The organism is Nonomuraea sp. NPDC050451 (assembly GCF_044458585.1).
The window spans coordinates 1-20,362 of sequence record NZ_JBITHZ010000013.1 but is presented as its reverse complement, the minus strand read 5'-3'; the positions used below and the strand labels follow the sequence as shown (position 1 = coordinate 20,362).

The 20,362-nt window shown below is 69.4% G+C and carries 17 protein-coding genes; 8 read left to right on the top strand and 9 right to left on the bottom strand.

All coding sequences use genetic code 11. The features are described from left to right. Positions 1-3: 3 nt before the first annotated feature. Positions 4-1,479: a nitrilase-related carbon-nitrogen hydrolase gene (locus ACIBI9_RS33645; RefSeq protein WP_397227976.1), complete on the top strand. Its 1,476-nt coding sequence runs from the start codon at positions 4-6 to the stop codon at positions 1,477-1,479. Here ACIBI9_RS33645 and ACIBI9_RS33640 read toward each other — a convergent pair. The 5 genes from ACIBI9_RS33640 to ACIBI9_RS33620 all read right to left on the bottom strand — a co-directional run bounded on the left by ACIBI9_RS33640 (position 1,390) and on the right by ACIBI9_RS33620 (position 7,406). Then, a complete protein-coding gene (locus tag ACIBI9_RS33640) occupies positions 1,390-2,904 on the bottom strand; it encodes an alpha-amylase family glycosyl hydrolase (RefSeq protein WP_397227974.1) in 1,515 nt (504 codons plus the stop codon). The two genes, ACIBI9_RS33645 and ACIBI9_RS33640, sit on opposite strands and share 90 nt — an antisense overlap. Before the next feature lie 4 nt (positions 2,905-2,908). Then, positions 2,909-3,769, bottom strand: coding sequence for a carbohydrate ABC transporter permease (locus ACIBI9_RS33635; protein ID WP_397227972.1), 861 nt, complete (start codon positions 3,767-3,769; stop codon positions 2,909-2,911). An 89-nt stretch (positions 3,770-3,858) separates the two neighbouring features. Next, entirely contained in the window at positions 3,859-4,725 is an 867-nt protein-coding gene (locus ACIBI9_RS33630) for a carbohydrate ABC transporter permease (RefSeq protein ID WP_397227970.1), read from the bottom strand. A gap of 5 nt (positions 4,726-4,730) precedes the next feature. After that, a complete protein-coding gene (locus ACIBI9_RS33625; RefSeq protein WP_397227968.1) occupies positions 4,731-6,056 on the bottom strand; it encodes an ABC transporter substrate-binding protein in 1,326 nt (441 codons plus the stop codon). 360 nt (positions 6,057-6,416) lie between these two features. Beyond that, positions 6,417-7,406: a LacI family DNA-binding transcriptional regulator gene (locus tag ACIBI9_RS33620; RefSeq protein ID WP_397227966.1), complete on the bottom strand. Its 990-nt coding sequence runs from the start codon at positions 7,404-7,406 to the stop codon at positions 6,417-6,419. Between the two features lie 239 nt (positions 7,407-7,645). Between ACIBI9_RS33620 and ACIBI9_RS33615 the strand changes: the two genes are divergently transcribed. Further along, complete coding sequence (locus ACIBI9_RS33615; protein WP_397227964.1) at positions 7,646-10,909, top strand: discoidin domain-containing protein; 3,264 nt, start codon at positions 7,646-7,648, stop codon at positions 10,907-10,909. On the opposite strand, the gene ACIBI9_RS33610 is transcribed toward ACIBI9_RS33615, so the two are convergent. Beyond that, positions 10,906-11,778 (bottom strand): sugar kinase, encoded by an 873-nt coding sequence (locus ACIBI9_RS33610; RefSeq protein ID WP_397227963.1) that lies wholly within the window; start codon positions 11,776-11,778, stop codon positions 10,906-10,908. The two genes, ACIBI9_RS33615 and ACIBI9_RS33610, sit on opposite strands and share 4 nt — an antisense overlap. Before the next feature lie 176 nt (positions 11,779-11,954). On the opposite strand from ACIBI9_RS33610, the gene ACIBI9_RS33605 reads away from it, so the two are divergent. The 4 genes from ACIBI9_RS33605 (at position 11,955) to ACIBI9_RS33590 (ending at position 14,506) form a co-directional block, all read left to right on the top strand. Beyond that, positions 11,955-12,689 (top strand): hypothetical protein, encoded by a 735-nt coding sequence (locus ACIBI9_RS33605; protein ID WP_397227961.1) that lies wholly within the window; start codon positions 11,955-11,957, stop codon positions 12,687-12,689. 137 nt (positions 12,690-12,826) lie between these two features. Beyond that, a complete protein-coding gene (locus tag ACIBI9_RS33600; protein ID WP_397227959.1) occupies positions 12,827-13,531 on the top strand; it encodes a DUF4344 domain-containing metallopeptidase in 705 nt (234 codons plus the stop codon). A gap of 16 nt (positions 13,532-13,547) precedes the next feature. Beyond that, entirely contained in the window at positions 13,548-14,252 is a 705-nt protein-coding gene (locus tag ACIBI9_RS33595; protein WP_397227957.1) for a maleylpyruvate isomerase family mycothiol-dependent enzyme, read from the top strand. A gap of 23 nt (positions 14,253-14,275) precedes the next feature. Continuing rightward, positions 14,276-14,506: a DUF6343 family protein gene (locus ACIBI9_RS33590; RefSeq protein WP_397227955.1), complete on the top strand. Its 231-nt coding sequence runs from the start codon at positions 14,276-14,278 to the stop codon at positions 14,504-14,506. 3 nt (positions 14,507-14,509) lie between these two features. Here ACIBI9_RS33590 and ACIBI9_RS33585 read toward each other — a convergent pair whose 3' ends face one another. The 3 genes from ACIBI9_RS33585 to ACIBI9_RS33575 all read right to left on the bottom strand — a co-directional run bounded on the left by ACIBI9_RS33585 (position 14,510) and on the right by ACIBI9_RS33575 (position 15,914). Further along, positions 14,510-14,749, bottom strand: a complete 240-nt coding sequence (locus ACIBI9_RS33585) for a DUF3040 domain-containing protein (protein WP_397227953.1) — start codon at positions 14,747-14,749, stop codon at positions 14,510-14,512. Between the two features lie 123 nt (positions 14,750-14,872). Beyond that, positions 14,873-15,124: a type B 50S ribosomal protein L31 gene (locus tag ACIBI9_RS33580; RefSeq protein WP_397227951.1), complete on the bottom strand. Its 252-nt coding sequence runs from the start codon at positions 15,122-15,124 to the stop codon at positions 14,873-14,875. Positions 15,125-15,152: 28 nt separating this feature from the next. Continuing rightward, positions 15,153-15,914 (bottom strand): SDR family NAD(P)-dependent oxidoreductase, encoded by a 762-nt coding sequence (locus ACIBI9_RS33575; protein WP_397227949.1) that lies wholly within the window; start codon positions 15,912-15,914, stop codon positions 15,153-15,155. A 77-nt stretch (positions 15,915-15,991) separates the two neighbouring features. On the opposite strand from ACIBI9_RS33575, the gene ACIBI9_RS33570 reads away from it, so the two are divergent. Next, a complete protein-coding gene (locus tag ACIBI9_RS33570; protein WP_397227947.1) occupies positions 15,992-17,209 on the top strand; it encodes an MFS transporter in 1,218 nt (405 codons plus the stop codon). Between the two features lie 883 nt (positions 17,210-18,092). Next, positions 18,093-19,928 carry a DNA helicase RecQ gene (recQ, locus tag ACIBI9_RS33565; RefSeq protein WP_397227945.1) on the top strand — a complete coding sequence of 612 codons (1,836 nt, stop codon included), beginning with the start codon at positions 18,093-18,095 and terminating at the stop codon, positions 19,926-19,928. Positions 19,929-20,362 lie beyond the last annotated feature (434 nt).

The following is a 20,362-nucleotide window of genomic DNA, read 5'->3' as shown; positions in this document are numbered from 1 at the left end:
TACATGGTGCTCAGGATTGCCGCGCCGCTTTTATCCGCGGTGCTTTTCTATTTCGGTACGGGTTTCGCGCCGATCCCCGCCCTGACCTGGCTGGCGCCGCTGCCGATGCTGCTCCTGGCGTCACGGGCGAGCGGCAGGGCGACGTTCGCCCTCTCGTTCCTGGCGTTCCTGCTGGGGATGACGAACCAGCTGAACTTCTTCCTGCGCACACCATCGGTGCCGCAGCCCATCGGGATCGGCATCATCCTCGGCTGCTCGCTGCTGTTCGGGCTGGCGGTCTGGCTCTTCAGGGCGCTCGCCCGGCGCGGGCTGACGATGCTCGCCGCCTGCGCGCCGCCCGCCCTGTGGGTGGCGCTCATGTACCTGACTGTGCTGGCCAACCCGACGGGCATCATCTGGCCGCTCGCCACGTCCGTGGCCGACGTGCCCGTCGTGACCCAGATCGCCTCGGTGACCGGCGCCTGGGGCGTGGAGTACGTGGTGCTGCTGGCGCCGACCACCCTCGCGGCGGTGCTGTGGCCGGGGGCGGCCGCGGCGGCGCGGCTGCGTACCGGCGTGGTGGGGGCGGCGGCGTGCCTGCTCGTGCTCGTCTTCGGGGTCGTACGGCTGGCCGGCGCGGACTCGACCGCCTGGCGGCAGGTGGCGGTGCTGTCGGCCACCCGCTACCAGTGGGCGCCCGGCGCGGCGAGCCCCGAGGGGAAGGCGCTGGTCGGCGAGTACGTCAAGCAGATCGCCGGGCTGCCCGCCGGGATCGACACGGTGGTGCTGCCCGAGGGCACGCTGGGCACCGACGAGGCGAGCCTGGGCCCGGCGCTCGCGCCGCTGCGCGAGATCGCCCGCGATCGGAACATCGACGTGGTGATCGGGGTCGTCCACACGACCCCGGAGATCAAGTACAACTACTCGGTGGACCTCCCGGCAGGCGGGCTCGCGCCGGTCTACTACACGAAGTGGCACTTCGCGCCCGGGGAGCCGTTCCGGCGCGGGGACACGCTCGTCTTCGCGCGTGACCACGTCGGCCTGGCCAACTGCATGGACCTCAACTTCCCCGCGCCGATCCGCGACTACGCCCGCGCCGGGGCGCGGCTGATGGCGGTGCCGGCCGCCGACGAGTTCGGCAACGGCCGGCAGCACGGCCTGATGGGGCTGCTGCGCGGCGTGGAGACCGGACTCTCGGTGGCCTGGGCGGCGCAGTGGGGCACGCCGATGATCTCGGACCCGTGGGGCCGGGTGCTGGCCGAGCGGGACACCGAGGGCACGCGGCAGCCGTTCGTCATGGCCTTCGCCGACGTGCCCTCGGGGCCCGGCCCCACCGTGTACGCCCGGTTCGGCGACTGGTTCGCGTGGCTGTGCCTCGCGCTGGCCGCCGCCGGGCTGGTCGCGCTGCGGTCAGTCCCGCGTGAGCCAGGCCGTGGTGTCGGAGGGCAGGGCGCCGTCCTCCAGGGCGCCGCTGGACAGGAGGAGCCGGCCCGCGGGTAGCGGCACCGGGCCGGGGCCCAGGTTGGTGACGCTCGTCAGGCCCGAGTCCCTGGTGAAGGCCAGGACCTCGCCGCCCGTCGGGAGCCAGGTCAACGTGCCGTCCCCCAGCAGGTCGCGGCGCAGGCCGAGGGCCGCCCGGTAGAGGTTGAGCATCGAGCCGAGGTCCGTGCGCTGGGCCTCGGCGGTCAGCTTGCGCCACGCCTCCGGCTGCGGCAGCCACGGCGTGCCCGCGCCGAAGCCGAACGGGGGCTCCTCGCCCGACCACGGCAGCGGTACGCGGCAGCCGTCCCGGCCCGGGTTCGAGCCGCCCGACCTGGCGTACATCGGGTCCTGGCGGAGCTCGTCCGGGAGATCCTCGACCTCGGGCAGGCCCAGTTCCTCGCCCTGGTAGACGTACACGGAGCCGGGGAGCGCCATGGCCAGCAGGGCCGCCGCCCTGGCCCGCCGGTAGCCGAGTTCCAGGTCGGAGGGGGTGCCGTGGAGGCGGCCCCCGTGCGCGAACGTGGTGTCGGCGCGGCCGTACCGGGTGACCGGGCGCGTCACGTCGTGGTTCGACAGCACCCACGTCGGCGGGGCGCCGATGGGCGTGTGGGTGGCGAGGGTCAGGTCGATGACCCTGCGCAGCTCGGCCGGGTCCCACGGGCAGGACAGGAAGTCGAAGTTGAAGGCCGTGTGGAGCTCGTCGGGCCGGAGGTAGCGCGCGAAACGCTCCTGGTCGGGGAGCCAGACCTCCCCGATCAGGATGCGCTCGCCGTACTCGTCGGCCACCTCGCGCCACCGACGGTAGACGTCGTGGACCTCGTCGAGGTCTTCGTACTTCGTGTCCGACTTGATCAGCAGGGCGGCGGAGTCGATGCGCACGCCGTCCACGCCGCGGTCGAACCAGAACCGCAGCACGTCCTCGAACTCCTGGTGGACCTCGGGATTGGTCCAGTTGAAGTCCGGCTGCTCCGGGGCGAACAGATGGAGGTACCACTGGCCGTCGGGGACCTGGGTCCAGGCCGAGCCGCCGAAGATGGACTGCCAGTCGTTCAGCGGCTCGTCGGCGAACCAGAAGCGGTCCCGCGCCGCGGGGTTCTCCAGAGCCTCCTTGAACCAGGCGCTCTCCGTGGAGCTGTGGTTCGGCACCACGTCGATGATGACCTTGATGTCGAGCTCGTGCGCCTCCTCGATGAACCGCTCGGCCTCGGACAGCGTGCCGAAGACCGGCTCGATGTCGCGGTAGTCGGCCACGTCGTAGCCCCCGTCGGCCATCGGCGACGGGTACCACGGGTTCAGCCAGATGGCGCCGATCCCGAGATCCTTCAGGTACGGCAGGCGGGAGCGCAGGCCGGCCAGGTCGCCGATCCCGTCACCGTTCCCGTCGGCGAAGCTACGCAGGTAGACCTGGTAGATCGCGGCCCCCCGCCACCACGTTTGCGACATGCGCTTATCCCTTGATGCTTCCGGCGGTGAGCCCCGCCATGATGTGTCGTTGGAAGACGAAGAAGACGATGATCATGGGGATACTGGCGATGACCAGGCCGCCCATGATCTGGTTCTGGGTCACCGCGCCCGCCGTCTGCGACAGGCCCACGCTGATCGTCATCTTCTCGCTGTCGGTCATGACCAGCAGCGGCAGGACGAAGTCCTTGAACGCGGTGACGATCGTGAAGATGGAGACCACGCCCAGGATCGGCCTGGAGACCGGCAGCACGACCGACCACAGCACCCGCAGCGGGCCCGCGCCGTCGATCTGCGCCGCCTCGATCAGCTCGCGCGGGATCGAGTCGAAGAACCGCTTGAGCAGGAAGATGTTGAAGCCGTTCGCCGCCGCCGGGAACCACAGGCCCCACGCGTTGTTGAGCAGCCCCAGGTCCACGATCGTGACGTAGAGCGGGATGAGGATGACCATGGGCGGGATCATCAGCGTGGCCAGCATCGCGCCGAGGATCACGTTGCCGAACATCGGGCGCAGCTTCGACAGCGCGTACGCCGCCGTGACGTCCACCGCCATGGAGAACAGCCAGGCGCCCAGCGAGTAGTACGCGGTGTTCGCCAGCAGCGTGCCGATGTCGAACAGCTCCCAGGCCTCGAAGAACGCGTCCAGCGCCGGGTCGGCCGGGACGAGCGACGGCGGCATCTGGGCGATCTCCTCCGGCGTCTTCATGGCGCCGGTGACCATCCAGTAGAGCGGGAAGACGAAGGCCAGCGTGAAGACCACGATGACGGCGATCAGCACCAACCAGTAGATCCGCCGGCCCCACCTGCTGTTGAGCTGGTGCGGCGAGACGATCGTGCGGAACTGCACCTGGATCGGTTTCGGCGGCCTTCGCCGGCGCTTCGGCCGCGCCCTGCCGGGTGGCTCGGACACCGGGGCCCGCCTGTGTTCGGTCGCCGTCATGCCGTGTCCTCACGGGTCGTCCTGAGCTGGAAGGCCGCGAAGAGGAGGAGCGCGAGCATGAGCAGCATGCCGAGCGCGCCTGCCTGGCCGTAGTTCATCTGCGAGAACGCGAACTGGTACATCAGGTACGCGACGCTCACGGTCGCGTTCTCCGGGCCGCCGCCGGTCAGCATGTACGGCTCGATGAACACCTGCATGGTCGCCACGATCTGCAGCATCAGCATGAGCAGCAGGATCAGCCGGGTCTGCGGGATCGTGACGTGCCTGATCCGCTTGAAGATCCCGGCCCCGTCGAGCTCGGCGGCCTCGTACAGCTCGGGCGGGATGTTCTGCAGCGCCGCCAGGTAGATCAGCGTCGCGCTGCCCATGTTCATCCAGGTCGAGACGAGGACCAGGGAGATCAGGGCGGTCGACGACGAGTCCAGCCAGGCCAGCGGCGGCAGGTGGAAGAAGTCCAGGACCTGGTTGAACAGCCCGGGCCCCGGATCGTAGAACCACCTGAACAGCAGCACCGCCACGATCGGCGGCAGCATGACCGGCAGGTAGACCACGAACCGCAGGTAGGCCCGGGCGTGGCGCAGCTCGTTGAGGACGAGCGCGACGGCGAACGGCACGGCGTAGCCGCACAGCAGCGCGAGCAGCGTGAACTCCACGGTGTTCAGCCAGGCCTCGCCGAAGGCCGGGTCCTGGACCGCCGCCTCGAAGTTGTCCAGCCCCACCCAGGTGGGCGGGTTGATCAGGTCGGTCTTCTGGAAGCTCAGGATGAACTCCCTGACCATCGGATACCAGGCGAACACCGTGAAACAGAACAGGGCCGCGCAGAGGAACCCGTAGGCCGTCAGGTTGCGCCGCAAGATTCCCATCAAGGTCAGCCCTTGGCCGCCAGCATGGAGTTCGCCTTGGTCTCGGCGTCCGACAGGAGCTGGTCGACGCCGGCGTCCTTACGGCTCAGCACGCCCGACATGACCACGTCGAGGATGGCGTAAAGCTCCTGCGCGTGCACCGGCTCGGCCTTCGGCGGGATCGTCGCGGCGGCCTGCACGTACGGCGCGTAGTTCGTGACCGGCAGCGAGGCGTTCTTCTCGCGGTCGGCCTGGATGGCCTTGCCCGTCGCCGAGTCGCCGTAGACGGCGTTGTCGGGCACGCCGACCGGGTTGCCGATGGCCTTGCCGCGGGCGAAGTCGAAGCGGCCCTTGCCGACGGTGTTGTAGCGGAAGTCGAGCCACTCCAGGCCCGCCTTGGCCTCCTCGGGGGTGGCCTTCGGGTTGATCATGAACGCTTCGCCGCCGCTCAGCGACGCCTTGGCCTCGGGGAAGCCGGTGATGCCGTAGTCGGCGACGTTGCCCTTGAACTTGTTGACCACGTCGGTGACCACGTCGGGCGCGCCCAGCATCATGCCGACCTTGCCGCTGCCCATGGCCATCATGAGCGACTCCCAGCCGACCAGGAGCTTGTTGCCCATGCTGTTGTCGACCCAGCGCATGTCGTGCAGGTTCTGCAGCACGGCCTTGCCCTCGGGCGAGTTGAACGCGGCCTTCTTGTTGTCGGGGGTCAGGATGCTGCCGCCGCGGCCGTAGATGGCCTGGGTGAAGTGCCAGCCGCCGGTGTTGCCGCCGGAGTACTCGCCGTAGCCGACGTAGCCGGCGCCGAGCGCGGCGATCTTCTTGGCCGCCTCGCGGACCTCGGCCCACGTCTTGGGCGGGGTGTCGGGGTCGAGGCCGGCCTTGGTGAACAGGGCGCGGTTGTAGACCAGGCCGACGCCGTAGTGGACGTTCGGCACGCCGTACACCTTGCCGTCCTTGGTCACCAGCTCGCGCACGTCGGGGCGCAGGTCGTTCCAGTTCTTGATGGTGCCGGTGTACTGCGTGATGTCGAGCGCCTGGCCCTGGCCGATGACGTCGTTGTAGTTCGTCACCGGGACCACGAAGACGGTCTCCATCTGGCCTCCGGCCAGCTTGGGGCCGAACGTCTTGGGGTCGAAGCAGGGCTGCTGGTCCGTGCTCTTGACCGTCACGCCCGGGTGCGCCTTCATGAACGTGGCCACGTCGTCGTCCCAGGCCTGGCGCTCCTTCGGCGCGGACTTGGCGGGCTGGCAGGCCACCGTGATCGTCACGGCCTTGGCGCCGGCGTCGGTTCCGGCTGACGGGGTGGCGGGGTTGCCGGAGCCGCAGGCTGTGGCTGAGAGGCCGAGCACGGATACGAGCAAGAGCCCAGTGGATCTCCGCATTGGTCTGACCCTTCTGATGCGAGGTGCCCACACCATAGGATCGGGGACGGATGTTCGCAAGATTTCGACTGCATATTGCAAGATAACGACTGCATTAAGCCGATGTCGCGACGTCCTGCCCCACCGCACGGGTTGCGGTCCTTCGGGAGGAGGGGAGGGGGCCCATCACACGGGTTGAGCCCCCTGCGGGAGGAGGGGCGGAGGCCCCGGCGACCCTGACCCATCAGACGGGTTGAGGTCTCTTCGGGAGGAAGGGGACGAGGGACTGCACCAGCGCCCCTGACCCGCCGCACGGGGCGAGGTCCTTCGGATGGCGACCGAGCGGGGTCAGGGGTGGGCGCGGGCGGTGGAGGCGCGGACGACGAGTTCGGGCTCGAACAGCAGCTCGTCCGCCGACACGACCGCCTTGTCGATCTGCGCGACCAGCAGGTCCACGGCGGCCCGGCCCATGGCGTCGATCGGCTGGCGGACCGTGGTCAACGGGGGCTCGGTGCAGTTCATCAGGGCGGAGTCGTCGAAGCCGATGACCGAGATGTCCGCCGGGACGGCGAGCCCCGCCCGGCGGGCCGCCCGGATCGTGCCCAGCGCGAGCAGGTCGCTGGCGCAGATCACGCCGGTCACCCCGCGCTTGACCAGCCGGGCAGCGGCCGCGTGCCCGCCCTCCAGCGAGAACATCGTGTGCTCGACCAGCCCGGGATCCCCACCCTCGGCCTGGAACGTCTCCAGCTTGCGCCGCGACGGCATGTGGTCCTTCGGCCCGAGCACCATGCCGACCCGCTCGTGGCCGAGCGCGCGCAGGTGGGCCAGGGCCATCTCGGCGGCCACCACGTCGTCGCACGACACCTGCGGGAAGTCGAGGTGCTGGACGGCCGCGTTGACCAGCACGGTCGGCAGCTTGCGCTCGTGCAGCAGCTCGTAGTGCCCGTGCGCGGCGTCGGCCTGGGCGTAGAGACCGCCGGCGAAGACGACGCCGCTCACCTGCTGCTGGAGCAGCAGGTCCACGTAGTCGGCCTCGGAGACGCCGCCGACTGTGCGGGTGCACAGCACGGAGGTGAACCCCTGCTGGGCCAGCGCCCCGCCGACCACCTCCGCGAAGGCGGGGAAGATCGGGTTCTGCAGCTCGGGGAGCACCAGGCCGACCAGCCGGGCCCGGTCGCCGCGCAGCTGGGTGGGGCGCTCGTAGCCGAGCACGTCGAGGGCGGTCAGCACGGCCTCGCGGGTCGCGTCGGAGACTCCTGGCTTGCCGTTGAGCACGCGGCTCACCGTCGCCTCGCTGACTCCGACTTTCTTGGCCACCTCTGCGAGTCGTCGCGTCATGCGCAAACTATACGGCCTTCAGCGCAAGCGCTTGCAACGGCTTACGTCGATACGACGTCGGGCTTTGCACCGCCTCCGCAGCTGTCTCCCCAGCCCTGGCGAGTTCCTGACCAGCAGAGGGAGACCGTAGAAGCCGATTCTTGTCAGTCGACTGTTTGCGAAATCTCGTCGAAATATTGCGGCTATCTGCTCGACATCCTATGGTTCGGCCATCCGACTTACCCGGAAGGGCCACCCCCATGAGAGCACTCTTAGCCGCCCTTACGTTAGCCATCGGATTCCTTGCCGCACCCGCCTACGCGGCGGCCGACACCAACCTCGCGACGGGCAAGACCGCCACCGCGAGCAGCTCCACCGACGTCTACTCCGCCCCCAACGTGACCGACGGCAACCAGGCCACCTACTGGGAGTCGGCCAACAACGCCTTCCCGCAATGGGTCCAGGTCGACCTCGGTGTGAGCGCGAGCGTCAACAAGCTGGTGCTGAAGCTGCCGTCCGGCTGGCCCGGCCGTACCCAGACGCTGACCGTCCAGGGCAGCACGAACGGCTCCGCCTTCAGCACGATCGTCGCCTCGGCGACGTACACCTTCAACCCGACCGCGACGATCACCTTCGCCGCCACGACCGCCCGCCACGTCCGGCTGCAGATCACCGCGAACACCGGCTGGCCCGCGGGCCAGCTCTCCGAGTTCGAGGTGTGGGGCAGCGCGCCGGACGACCCGCCGCCGACCGGCGGCAACCTGGCCCTCGGCAAGCCGATCACCGAGTCCTCGCACACCCACACGTACGTGGCCGCCAACGCCAACGACGACAACCTCCAGACGTACTGGGAGGGCGCGGCCTACCCCAACACGCTGACCGTGCAGCTCGGCGCCAACGCCGACCTGACCTCGGTCACCCTCAAGCTCAACCCCGACCCCGCCTGGGCCAGGCGGACCCAGACCATCCAGGTGCTGGGCCGGGAGCAGAGCGCGACCGCCTTCAGCACCCTGGTCGCGCAGGCCGTCTACACCTTCGACCCGGCCACCGGTAACTCCGTGACGATCCCCGTGACCGGCAAGGCCGCCGACGTCCGGCTGCAGATCACCGCCAACTCGGGCGCGCCGGGCGGCCAGGTGGCCGAGTTCCAGATCTTCGGCACCCCGTCGGCCAATCCCGACCTGACCGTGAGCGACCTCTCGTCGTCCCCGGCCGCACCGGTCGAGACCGACGCGGTCACGCTGTCGGCCACGGTCAGGAACTCGGGCACCGCGGCCGCCGCCACGACCTCCGTGAACTTCTACGCGGGCGCGACCAAGGTCGGCAGCGCGAGCGTGGGCGCGCTGGCCGCAGGGGCGTCGACCACCGTGTCCGCGAACATCGGCGCCAGGGACGCCGGGACCTACCAGCTCTCCGCCAAGGTTGACGAGGACGGCAAGGTCGTCGAGCTGAACGAGGCCAACAACACGGCCACCGGCACCCTGACCGTGAAGCCGGTCGACACGGCCGACCTGGTCGCCTCCCCCGTCGCCTGGACGCCGGGCAACCCGGCCGCGGGCAACACGGTGACGTTCTCGGTGGCGATCAAGAACCAGGGCACGGTGGCCTCCAGCGGCGGCTCCCACGGCATCACGCTCACCGTCACGAACGACTCCGGCACTGTCGTCAAGACCCTGACCGGTTCCACCAGCGGTGCCATCGCGGCGGGCGCGACCACGAGCCCGGTGAGCCTGGGCACGTGGACCGCGGCCAACGGCAAGTACACGGTGAAGACGGTGCTCGCCGACGACGCCAACGAGCTGCCCGTCAAGCGCGCCAACAACACCAGCGAGCTGCCGCTGTTCGTGGGCCGCGGCGCGAACATGCCGTACGACACGTACGAGGCCGAGGACGCCGTGATCGGCGGCGGGGCCACGCGCGTGGGCCCGAGCAGGGAGATCGGCACGATCGCCGGCGAGGCGTCCGGGCGGCGCGCGGTGACGCTCAACCAGACCGGCGCGTACGTCGAGTTCACCACCAGGGCGGACACGAACACCCTGGTCACCCGCTTCTCCATGCCCGACGCGGCGGGCGGCGGCGGGCTCAACTCGACCCTGAACGTCTACGTCAACGGCTCGTTCCTCAAGGCCGTCAACCTGACCTCCCGCTACGCCTGGCTCTACGGCGCCGAGGCCAGTCCCAACAACTCGCCCGGCTCGGGACCGCCCAGGCACATCTACGACGAGGCGAACGTGCTCCTCGGCGCCACCGTGCCCAAGGGCAGCACGATCAGGCTGCAGAAGGACGCGGCCAACAACCAGACGTACGCGATCGACTTCGTGGACTTCGAGCAGGCGGCCCCGGTCGCGAACCCGGACCCGGCGAAGTACGCCGTACCGACCGGTTTCACCCACCAGGACGTGCAGAACGCGCTCGACAAGGCCCGCATGGACGCCAACCTGACCGGCGTCTACCTGCCGCAGGGCGACTACCAGACGTCGAGCAAGTTCCAGGTGTACGGCAAGTCCGTCAAGATCGTCGGCGCGGGGCCCTGGTTCACCCGCTTCTACTCCCCCGCCGGGCAGGACAACACCGACGTGGGCTTCCGCACGGAGGCCTCGGCCAACGGCTCGACGTTCGCGAACTTCGCCTACTTCGGCAACTACACCTCGCGCATCGACGGCCCCGGCAAGGTCTTCGACTTCGCGAACGTGGCGAACATGACGATCGACAATGTCTGGGCCGAGCACCAGATATGCCTCTATTGGGGCACGAACACCGACAACATCACGATCAAGAACTCGCGGATCCGCAACCTGTTCGCCGACGGCCTGAACATGACCAACGGCAGCACCGGCAACCACGTCACCAACGTCGAGGCCAGGGCCACGGGCGACGACAGCTTCGCGCTGTTCTCGGCCACCGACAACAACCCCGGCGAGCAGACCGGCAACGTCTTCGAGAACCTGACCTCGCTGCTCACCTGGCGGGCCGCGGGCGTGGCCGTGTACGGCGGCTACGACAACACGTTCAGGAACATCTACGTCGCCGACACGCTGACCTACCCGGGCGTCACGATCAGCTCGCTGGACTTCGGGATCCCGATGAACGGGTTCGGCGCCAGCCCGCCGACGACGTTCGACAACATCTCGCTGGTCCGGGCCGGCGGGCACTTCTGGGGGCAGCAGACGTTCCCGGCGCTGTGGCTGTTCTCCTCGTCCAAGGTGTTCCAGGGCATCCGCGTCAACAACCTGGACATCGTGGACCCGACGTACAGCGGGATCATGTTCCAGACCGGCTACTCCGGCAGCGCGCCGCTGAACCCGGTCAAGGACACGATCCTCACGAACGTGTCGATCAGCGGGGCGCAGAAGAGCGGCGACGCCTTCGACGCCAAGTCGGGGTTCGGCATCTGGGTGAACGAGATGCCCGAGCCGGGGCAGGGCCCCGCCGTCGGGTCGGCCACGATCAACAACCTGAGGTTCGCCAACAACTTCCAGAACATCAAGAACACCACCTCGACCTTCACCCTGACCACCAACTAGAGATCTGATCTGGTGGGCAGTCCCTGCCAGTCGCTGACGCTGGTCACCGCGGCGGCGCTCAACAGCGCCCCGCGGTGCAGGCGTTCCTGGGGGATGAGGCCGTCGAGCGCGGCGCTGATGTAACCGGCCGCGAACGCCTCCCCCGCGCCGGCCGTGTCCACGATGGGGACCTGCCAGCCCGGCACGTCGTAGCGCATCCGGTCGGCGCGCACGCTCGCGCCCTTGGCGCCGCGGTCCACCACGACCTCGCGCTCCGGCGTGAGCGCGGGCTTGACCAGGTCGAGCTCGTCCTGGCGGAGGAAGAGCAGGTGCGAGTCGCAGGCCAGCTCGCCCAGCACCTCCTCGGCCTCGCGTACCGACGGCCACAGCTCGGGCACGTAGTCGACGGAGAAGGAGACCATCACCCCGGCGTTCTTCGCGGCGCTCACGGCGGTGCGCACCGCGTCGAGCGCGTCCCGGCCGAGGCCCGCCGTGAGACCGGTCACGTGGAGCATCTTCGACGCTGCGATCCGGTCGATCGGCACGTTCCCGGGAGTGAGCCGCGAACCCGCCGAGCCCGCGCGGTACTGCGTCACTCTCTGTGCACGGCCGACTCGGGTCTCCCTGAGAATCAGTCCCGTGCGCAGCCCCTCGGACACGCGCATGTCCGCGACGTCCACACCCTCGCCTCTGAGCGCGGTGAGCGCCCTCGCGCCCAGCTCGTCGTCGCCAACTTTGCCCAGGAAGGCGCTGCGGTGCCCGAGCCTGGCCAGCGCGATGGCCAGGGTGAACTCCGGCCCGCACACGTCCAGCCGGGCCTCGCTCTCATGGCGAACCCGGCCGCTGGAGACGACACCCAAGGGCTCGCCGAGCGTGTAGACGTCGGTCATGCGCCAGACTGTAGCCGGTCAAGTACTTTTCCCGCATAAGCCCTGGTTGCCGACGTGATCAAATATTTTCTGTAACTTTAGCCAACCTTTTCCCCTTCTCATGGCTCAAAGTAGTAAAGGGGTCGGCCACCCCGAGCCGGCTCCAAGTCAATACGGGGAGAGGAATCAGCACCCTCATGAGAAAGATCGCACTTGGTATCGTCTCCGCCCTTGTGGGCGGGGCCATGCTTATGTCGGGCGCGAGCACTGCTTCGGCGGCCACCAAGGTCGACACCCAGCTCAAGATCCGCGACATCGACCCTAACCCGGTCGTGATCGAGCCCGGTTCCGAGACGACCGCGTACTTCGACATCGGGGCCAGCTCCGACGTCAAGAAGGTCGAGCTCAGCGTGGCGCCCGAGGGCGCCCGCACGCTCCGCGCCAAGGACGTCAAGGACCTCGAGGGCTGGCGCTTCGCCGTCGGCTTCACCGAGGGCGACCCCGAGGGCAAGTGGCAGGCCACCGCTGTAGCCTTCGACTCCGCCGGCAAGGAGATCGCGAAGGACACGGCGTTCTTCTCGGTCGAGGTCGAGAAGAGCAAGGCCGAGACGCGCATCTCGCGCTTCTCCGCCGACCCGTACAAGATCCGCAAGGGTCGTACGATCGAGTTCTCCGGCCGTCTCCAGGTGGATGACGACGGCTGGGAGGGCGTCCGCGGCGAGAAGGTGAACGTCTACTTCCGCGCGAACGGCTCCAGCGGCTGGAAGTGGGTCGCCTCCGCCAAGACCAAGTGGGGCGGCAAGTTCTACGCCGAGACCCGCGCCTACAAGAGCGGCACCTTCCGCGCCGTGTTCGACGGCAACGACGAGCTCGACGGCTCCAAGAGCCGCACGGACTACGTGCGGGTCTACGGCAGCTGGTGGCGTCGTTAATCCATGACACGGAGGCCCGGTCCCTTCCCAGGGGCCGGGCCTTCCGGCTTTTCGGGGCCCCTCAGGTTTAGGGATCACGCTTTGCGTGCATGGACAGTCGCATTGCGTGGATCTACCGTCCCCCGAAGGAGCCTCGTATGCCGCATCCCCTCCTCGCCCTCGTCCTGAGCATGACGAGCACGCTGGGGGCGGCGCCTTCATCCGCACTGTCCGTACGCTACGAGCAGCCCGGCTCGCCGCGCGCCGAACAGGCCAGGAAGCTCCTCAAGGACAGCGACGCGCTCAAGACCCGGATCCGGCTGCCCGCGCCGGTCAAGGTCGTCGCCCGTGACTGCGACACGGCGGAGGCCACCTGGGACCAGGAGGAGCGCCGGATCACCATCTGCTACCAGCTGGTCGACAAGGTGCGCCGCGTGATGGACGGCATCTCCGAGACCGAGGAGACCGACGCCCGTACCAGGTCGGCCCGCATGGACGGCGCGCTGTCCGTGCTCTTCCACCACCAGCTCGGCCACGCCCTGACCACGCTGAACGGCCTGGCCGACAGCGACGAGCAGGCCGACCAGTTCGCGGCGCTGACGCTCGCGTCCGACGCGCCCAAGCGCGTGGTGGCCGCCGCCGAGGCCCGCCACCTGCTCGCCGGCCACGCCGGCATCGACCACCTGTCGGGGCCGCCCGAGTCGGCCACGTTCTCCTGCCTCCTGTACGGCGCCGACCCCGGCAAGTACGACCGGATCGCCCAGGGCGGCTGGGTCCCGCCCGAGCGGGTGCCTTCCTGCGCCGACGAGTACGACCGGGTCAGGTCCGCCATCGGATCGATGGCCGTGAAAGCGGGCACGTAGCGGGTAGCTCCGGAGTATGGCCGACGAGCTGCTCAAACACTTCAACCCGTTCGACATCTTCGACGCGGAGGCCGCCCGGCTCGACCGGTTCTTCAGCGGGCTCGACGAGGCCGGCTGGCGGCGGCCGTCCCGATGCGAGGGCTGGTCGGTCCGCGACGTGCTGGGCCACCTGGCGGGCGAGGAGCTGTACAACCACGCCTGCCTCGACGGAGGCGTACAGGATCTGCTGACCCGGCTCTCCAAGGCCGGCGTGTCCGGCTACAACGACTTCAACGAGTGGTCGGTGCGGCAGCGGCGCGACCTGCCCGTGGCGGAAGTGCTGGAGGAGTGGCGGGTCCAGAACGGCGAGACCCGGCGCCGCATGCGCGAGTTCGGCCCCGACGGGCTGATCGACACCATGGCCGGGCCCTACCCGTGCGGCCGGCAGGCCTTCCACTACGACTCCGAGTACGCCACCCACGCCGACGACGTCGGCGCGCCCGTCTCCGACGCCGAGGCCGACGACCGGACGCTGTGGCGGGTGGCGGTGGGGCGGTTCGTGCTGGCCGAGCAGGAGGCCAAGGTGCAGGTGGAGCAGACGGCCGACGAGATCTGGGCCGCCGTGAACGGGGTCACGGCCTCGCTGTCGTACCCGGAGTTCGTGGAGGCCACGGTGGGGCGCCTGCCCGCGTCGCACGGGATCGACCCGCGCATCGTCGCGGCCCTGAGGTGCCTGGCCTGACCGTTCGGAAAGGAGATCTCTCCATGTGGCTGCGTAACCGGGCGGGCACGGAGCCACTGACCGCACGCAGCCCGCTGCGCGCCCGGCGGATCCTGTCGATGGTCGCGCTGGTGCTGGGGGTGGCGGCGGCGGTGTTCTTCGCGGTGCGTGCCGCGAGCACGGGGGCGGAGGTCTGGCGCTGGGAGGCGGCGATCGCCGCCGCGGTGGCCATCGTGGCCGCCGCCGACCTGGCGCTGCTGCGCCGGCGCCGCTGACCGTCAGGTGGTCAGGACGGCGAGCAGCAGGAGGACGATCAGCAACGCGCCTGCCGTGAAGATCATCCAGACGTGCGCCAGCACCCACATGCGCAGGCGATCACCGTACGCCCGGGGGAAGATGTCCCCGTCCGATTCGATCTTGTTGATCGCCGCGACGCGCTTGGCCAGCTCGGGGTCCTCTCGCTCAAGGGCCTGCTCGATCTCAGCGAGAATGCGGCGTTCCTTTCCAGAGAGACTCATCGCCATCACCACTGCTCCGATGCCGGTGACCACCTTTTACCCACGAGTAGCGCAGGCATGCCCCCGATGGCGGACCGGCGTGGCTTCCCCCGCGGGCACACCTGTGCCCGCGGGGGCGCGTCGTCACTTGCGGCGGTTCGCGTAACGCTGGTTGAAGCGCTCGACGCGGCCCGCGGTGTCGAGGATGCGGCCGCGGCCGGTGTAGAAGGGGTGGCTGGCGGACGAGACGTCCACGTCGACGACCGGGTACGTCTTGCCGTCCTCCCACTCGATCGTCCTGTCACTGGTGAGGGTCGAGCGGGTGAGGAACGCGAACCCGACGCTCGGGTCACGGAAGACGACGGGGCCGTACGCGGGGTGCAGGTTCTTCTTCATGGCCCGCACAACCAGGTGACAACGGTTTTCATTCCCGGGCTTCCGGATCGAGTCCCAGCACCGTGCGACCGCCGTCCACGGGGATGGTGGCACCGTTCACGAACGCCGCCTCGTCCGAGAGGAGGTGCGCCACGACGGAGGCCACCTCGGCGGGGGTCGCGACCCGGCCGAGGGGGTGCAGCGTGGCCAGCTGCTCCTCGACGGCCTGCCGCGCTTCCGGCGTCTGCGACTCCAGGAACGCCTCGTACCGTTCGGTGGCCACCGAGCCCGGGGCCACGGCGTTGACCCTGATCCCGTGCCTGCCGTACTCCACGGCCAGTGCCCTGGTCAGGCCTTCGGTGGCGGCCTTGGCGGTCGAGTAGGGGAGGCTGCCGGGCACCGCCCTGGTGGCCTGGTGGGAGGTGACGTTGACGATGGCGCCGGGCGTACCGGCTGTGAGGAAGTGGCGTACGGCGGTGGCGCAGCCCACCACGGCGAGGTCGAGATTGGCCGCGATCAGGGCCCTGACCTCGGCGATCGGGGACGTGTGGACGGAGGCGTCCCGGAACACGGCGGCGTTGTTGACCCAGCCGCGCAGGACACCCGCCTCCTGGGCCAGGTCGGCGGCCCAGGCGGCGACCTCCTCGTCGGCCGCGTCGCCGATCAGCGGGACGACTCTGGGGCCGGCCCAGGCGAGGGCGTCGGGGTCGCGTTCGACGGCGACCACGGTGTCCTTCTCGCCGAGGAGCCGCTCGACCACGGCCCTTCCGATGCCACGCCCGCCGCCGGTCACCACGTAGGAAAAGGTCATGACTCGACGCTATTCCGCTTTCACCCTGCGCTATTCCCGACTGGGGTAAGTGACATTTATCACCGTATTTCTGACCGGTGAACGGGAACGATGCTGGAGTGATCGACGCCGCCGTGCCGAAGTCCCCAATGTGGATGATCGGCGCCCTCTCGGTCACGCAAACCGCCGGATATGGCGTGCTTTATTACGCGTTCTCGGTGTTCATCCCCCCGATGTCCCGGGACCTCCACGCCGGGGTCGCGCAGCTCACCGGAGCGATCACCCTGGCCGTACTCGTGTCGGGGGTCGCGGCACCACTCATCGGCCGCTGGCTCGACCGGCACGGCGGGCGCGGGCTTATGACCCTCGGGTCGGTGCTGGGCGGGCTGGCGGTGCTGGCGTGGTCGCAGGTGCGCTCTGTGGTGCAGTTGTACCTGGTCTGCGGGGTGCTGGGCGTGGCGTCGGCGATGGTGCTGTACGAGGCGGCCTTCGCCGTGATCGTGGCCTGGTTCGACGCGACCAGGCGGGCGCGGGCGTTACTCGCTGTGACCGTCGTTGCGGGATTCGCGTCCAGCATCTTCCTGCCACTGACGGGCTTTCTCGTGGACCTGTACGGGTGGCGCCAGGCCCTGGTCATCCTGGCCGCCGGATACGCCCTGACCTCGGTGCCGCTGCACGCCCTGGCCGTACGGAGCCGGGCCGCGCCCCCACAGGTGAACCGGCGCGAGATCGTCGGGGCGGCCGTGCGCGAACGTCCCTTCTGGCTGCTGGCGGCGGCCTTCCTGACCCAGACCGGCGCGGTCGCGGTCATGGGCGTCCTGCTGGTCACATACCTGATCGCCCTCGGCCACGCCCCCGTCTTCGCCGCCAGCGTCGCGGGCCTGCTCGGGGTGCTGTCGGTCACGGGCCGGCTCGTCACCACCGGCCTGCAGGGCCGCTGGTCGGTGGCGTTGATCACGGCGGTGATGTTCGGGGTGCAGGGTCTGTCGGCGGTGCTCCTGCCGCTGATCGGCAGGAGCACGGCGGGTGCCGTGGCGGGGGTGGTCCTCTTCGGGCTGGGCTTCGGCGTGGGCACGATCGCCCGCCCCGCCCTCCTGGCCGACCGCTACGGCACCGGCGCGTACGCGTCACTGAGCGGGGCACTCGCGCTACCCATCACGGTCGCCAAGGCCGTCGCACCGCTTCTGGCTGCCGGAATCGCCCAGTTCGCCGGATATCCGGCGGTGATGGGAGCAGTGGCAGCAGCCTGCGCCTTGGGCGCCCTCTCCCTGATCGCCTACCACCGCAACTCCCACCCCAACCCCACCCCCGCCTAATCCCACCCCACTCCTTCACCACGTCACCAGGCCCGCCCCCACTTCACCAGGCCCGCCCCCCGCTTGACCCCACATCACTCCTCCACCACTTCACCACGCCGCCCCGCAAAACCCCGCCGCCCACTCCTTCACCACCCCAGCAAACCCTCACCCTGACCACTCCCCGGCGCCAGCCCTGACCCCGGCCCCGCTGCCGCCTGCCCCCACCCTCGCTCCCGCCGTCAACCCCAGCAGCCCCAGCCCTTGCCGCACCCCGCCATCACCTCCGCCCACGTCCCAAGGCGCAATCCCCCTCGGCCCCGGTCATGCCCAACCCGCCTCCCGCCGCAGCCTGACCTGACCCCTTCAATCCCAACAGCCACCGCCCTGACGCTTCCCCGCCCTCACCCAGCCACTCCAAGGCGCACTCCGCCCTCAATCCCCCGCGCCGCGCCCCCGCGCGCGAAGCCTCTCCCTCGAAGGACCTCAGCCCTCCTCTCCGGTGAGACCCCTTTAGGACCTCAGCCCTCCTCCCCGATGGGATCCCTTAGGGACCTCAGCCCCTCCTGCCCGACGGCACCCTCCGTTAGGACCTCAGCCCCCTCCCGGCCGACGGGCCCCCCGCTAGGACCTCAGCCCCCCTCCCACCCGCTGGGAGGCTCAAAGGACCTCAGCCCCTTCCCTCAACGGGACCCCTTGAGAGACCCCAGGCCGAAGCGCGGACAGCGTGACTCGGAGATCGAACGGTGAGGGAAGAAGGGCAAAGGACGGAGGGCGCCTTATCGGCTCATGGACCGATCACCGTCAGGCAAACTGGGGGAAGCCAAGCCGAGCGCGTTGGAGCCCCCGATCGCCGTCGGCGGAAATCACGAAACGCTCACCCGCGAACACGTAAGGTAGCCACATGGATACCCCCACCGACGTTCTGCACCGCGTATTCGGCTACGACTCGTTCAGGGCGGGGCAGCAGGAGATCATCGAACACGTCGTGGCCGGCGGCGACGCGCTCGTCCTCATGCCCACCGGCGGCGGCAAATCCCTCTGCTACCAGATCCCCGCCCTGGTCCGCCGCGGCGTGGGGGTCGTCATCTCACCCCTGATCGCGTTGATGCAGGACCAGGTCGACGCGCTGCGGGCGCTCGGCGTGCGCGCGGGGTTCCTCAACTCCACGCAGGACTTCGACGAGCGGCAGCTGGTCGAGTCGGAGTTCCTGGCCGGCGAGCTCGACCTCCTCTACCTCGCCCCCGAGCGGCTGCGCCTGGACGCCACGCTGCGGCTGCTGGCCAAGGGCGAGATCTCGGTGTTCGCCATCGACGAGGCCCACTGCGTGGCGCAGTGGGGGCACGACTTCCGTCCCGACTACCTCGAGCTGTCCGCGCTGCACGAGCGCTGGCCCGATGTGCCGCGCATCGCGCTGACCGCCACGGCCACCCCGGCCACGCATGCCGAGATCTCCTCCAGGCTCGGCCTGAGCGAGGCCCGCCACTTCGTCGCCAGCTTCGACCGCCCCAACATCCACTACCGCATCACGCCCAAGAGCGAGCCCAAGCGGCAGTTGCTGGAGTTCCTGCGCACCGAGCATCCCGGCGATTCCGGCATCGTCTACTGCCTGTCGCGCTCCTCGGTCGAGAAGATCGCCGAGTTCCTGGTCGACAACGGCATCGCTGCCGTGCCGTACCACGCGGGTCTCGACGCCCGCACCCGTGCCACCCACCAGTCCCGCTTCCTGCGCGAAGACGGGCTGATCGTGGTGGCCACGATCGCGTTCGGCATGGGCATCGACAAGCCCGACGTACGCTTCGTCGCCCATCTCGACCTGCCCAAATCGGTCGAGGGCTACTACCAGGAGACCGGGCGCGCGGGCCGTGACGGCCTCCCTGCCACGGTGTGGATGGCGTACGGCCTCCAGGACGTCGTCCAGCACCGGCGCATGGCCATGGAGGGCGACGACGCCCACCGTCGCCGCCAGGTGGTCCACCTCGACGCCATGCTGGCGCTGTGCGAGACCGTAGGGTGCCGCCGGGTGATGCTGCTCGACTACTTCGGCCAGAAGGGCGCCGAACCGTGCGGAAACTGCGACACCTGCCAGAGCCCGCCCCAATCCTGGGACGGCACCGTCCCTGCCCAGAAGGTGCTGTCGACGGTGTTGCGGCTGGCGCGGGAGCGGCGGCAGAAGTTCGGGGTGGGGCAGGTGGTCGACATCCTGCTCGGCAAGAAGACCGCCAAGGTGCTGCAGCACGGCCACGAGACACTGACCGTGTTCGGGGTGGGGACCGACCTGGGTAACGCGGAGTGGCACGGGGTGGTCCGGCAACTGCTGGCCCAGGGACTGCTGGCCGTCGAGTCCGACTACGGAGCGCTGGTGCTGACGGACGACAGTGCTTCGGTGCTACGGGGGCAGCGCGAGGTGCTGCTGCGCCGCGACACCCTACGCCCCGCCCGGGCCAAGGTGGCCACCTCATCGAAAGCCCAGGCAGTGGCCGAACTCCCCGCCGAAGCGACCCCCCTCTTCGAACGACTCCGATCGTGGCGGGGCGCCACCGCGAAGGAGCAGGGGGTGCCCGCGTACGTCATCTTCCACGACGCGACCCTGAGAGAGATCGCCACCGCCCGACCGTCCTCACTGGCGGAGCTGAGCAGCATCAACGGCGTCGGCGAGAACAAACTCGCGAAGTACGGGGAGCTCCTCCTGGAAGTCCTCCAGGAGGAGCTCCAGAAGGACCTCCAGGACGACACCTGACGTCCCCGGCCCCCGCCGCCTGCCCCCCGACGCCAACCTCTACGCCCGACACCCACGCCCCAGGCCCACGCCGGACACCCCCGCCGCACACTCCGCACACCCGACAGGCGACACCCGACGCCCCACGCCCGACACCCACTCCGCAGGCCCGACATCTGACACCCGACACCCCACGCTCGACAGTCACGCCCCACGTCGGACACAGACGCCCCAATCCGACGCGCCGCACCCGACACCCGACGGACGGCCCCGACGCCCCAAATCCCGACGCCCTACGCCCCACCCAAGCCCCACGACCCCAGATGTGACCCCAGACTCCAGACGTGAGCTTGTCACCTGAAGTGTGTAAAGTCCTACTCTGAGTAACGAAGAGTGCTCTTTATCTGATTTACTTGATCCTTCCCGGATAAGCGATCTCGAGCTCGTTGAGCGCT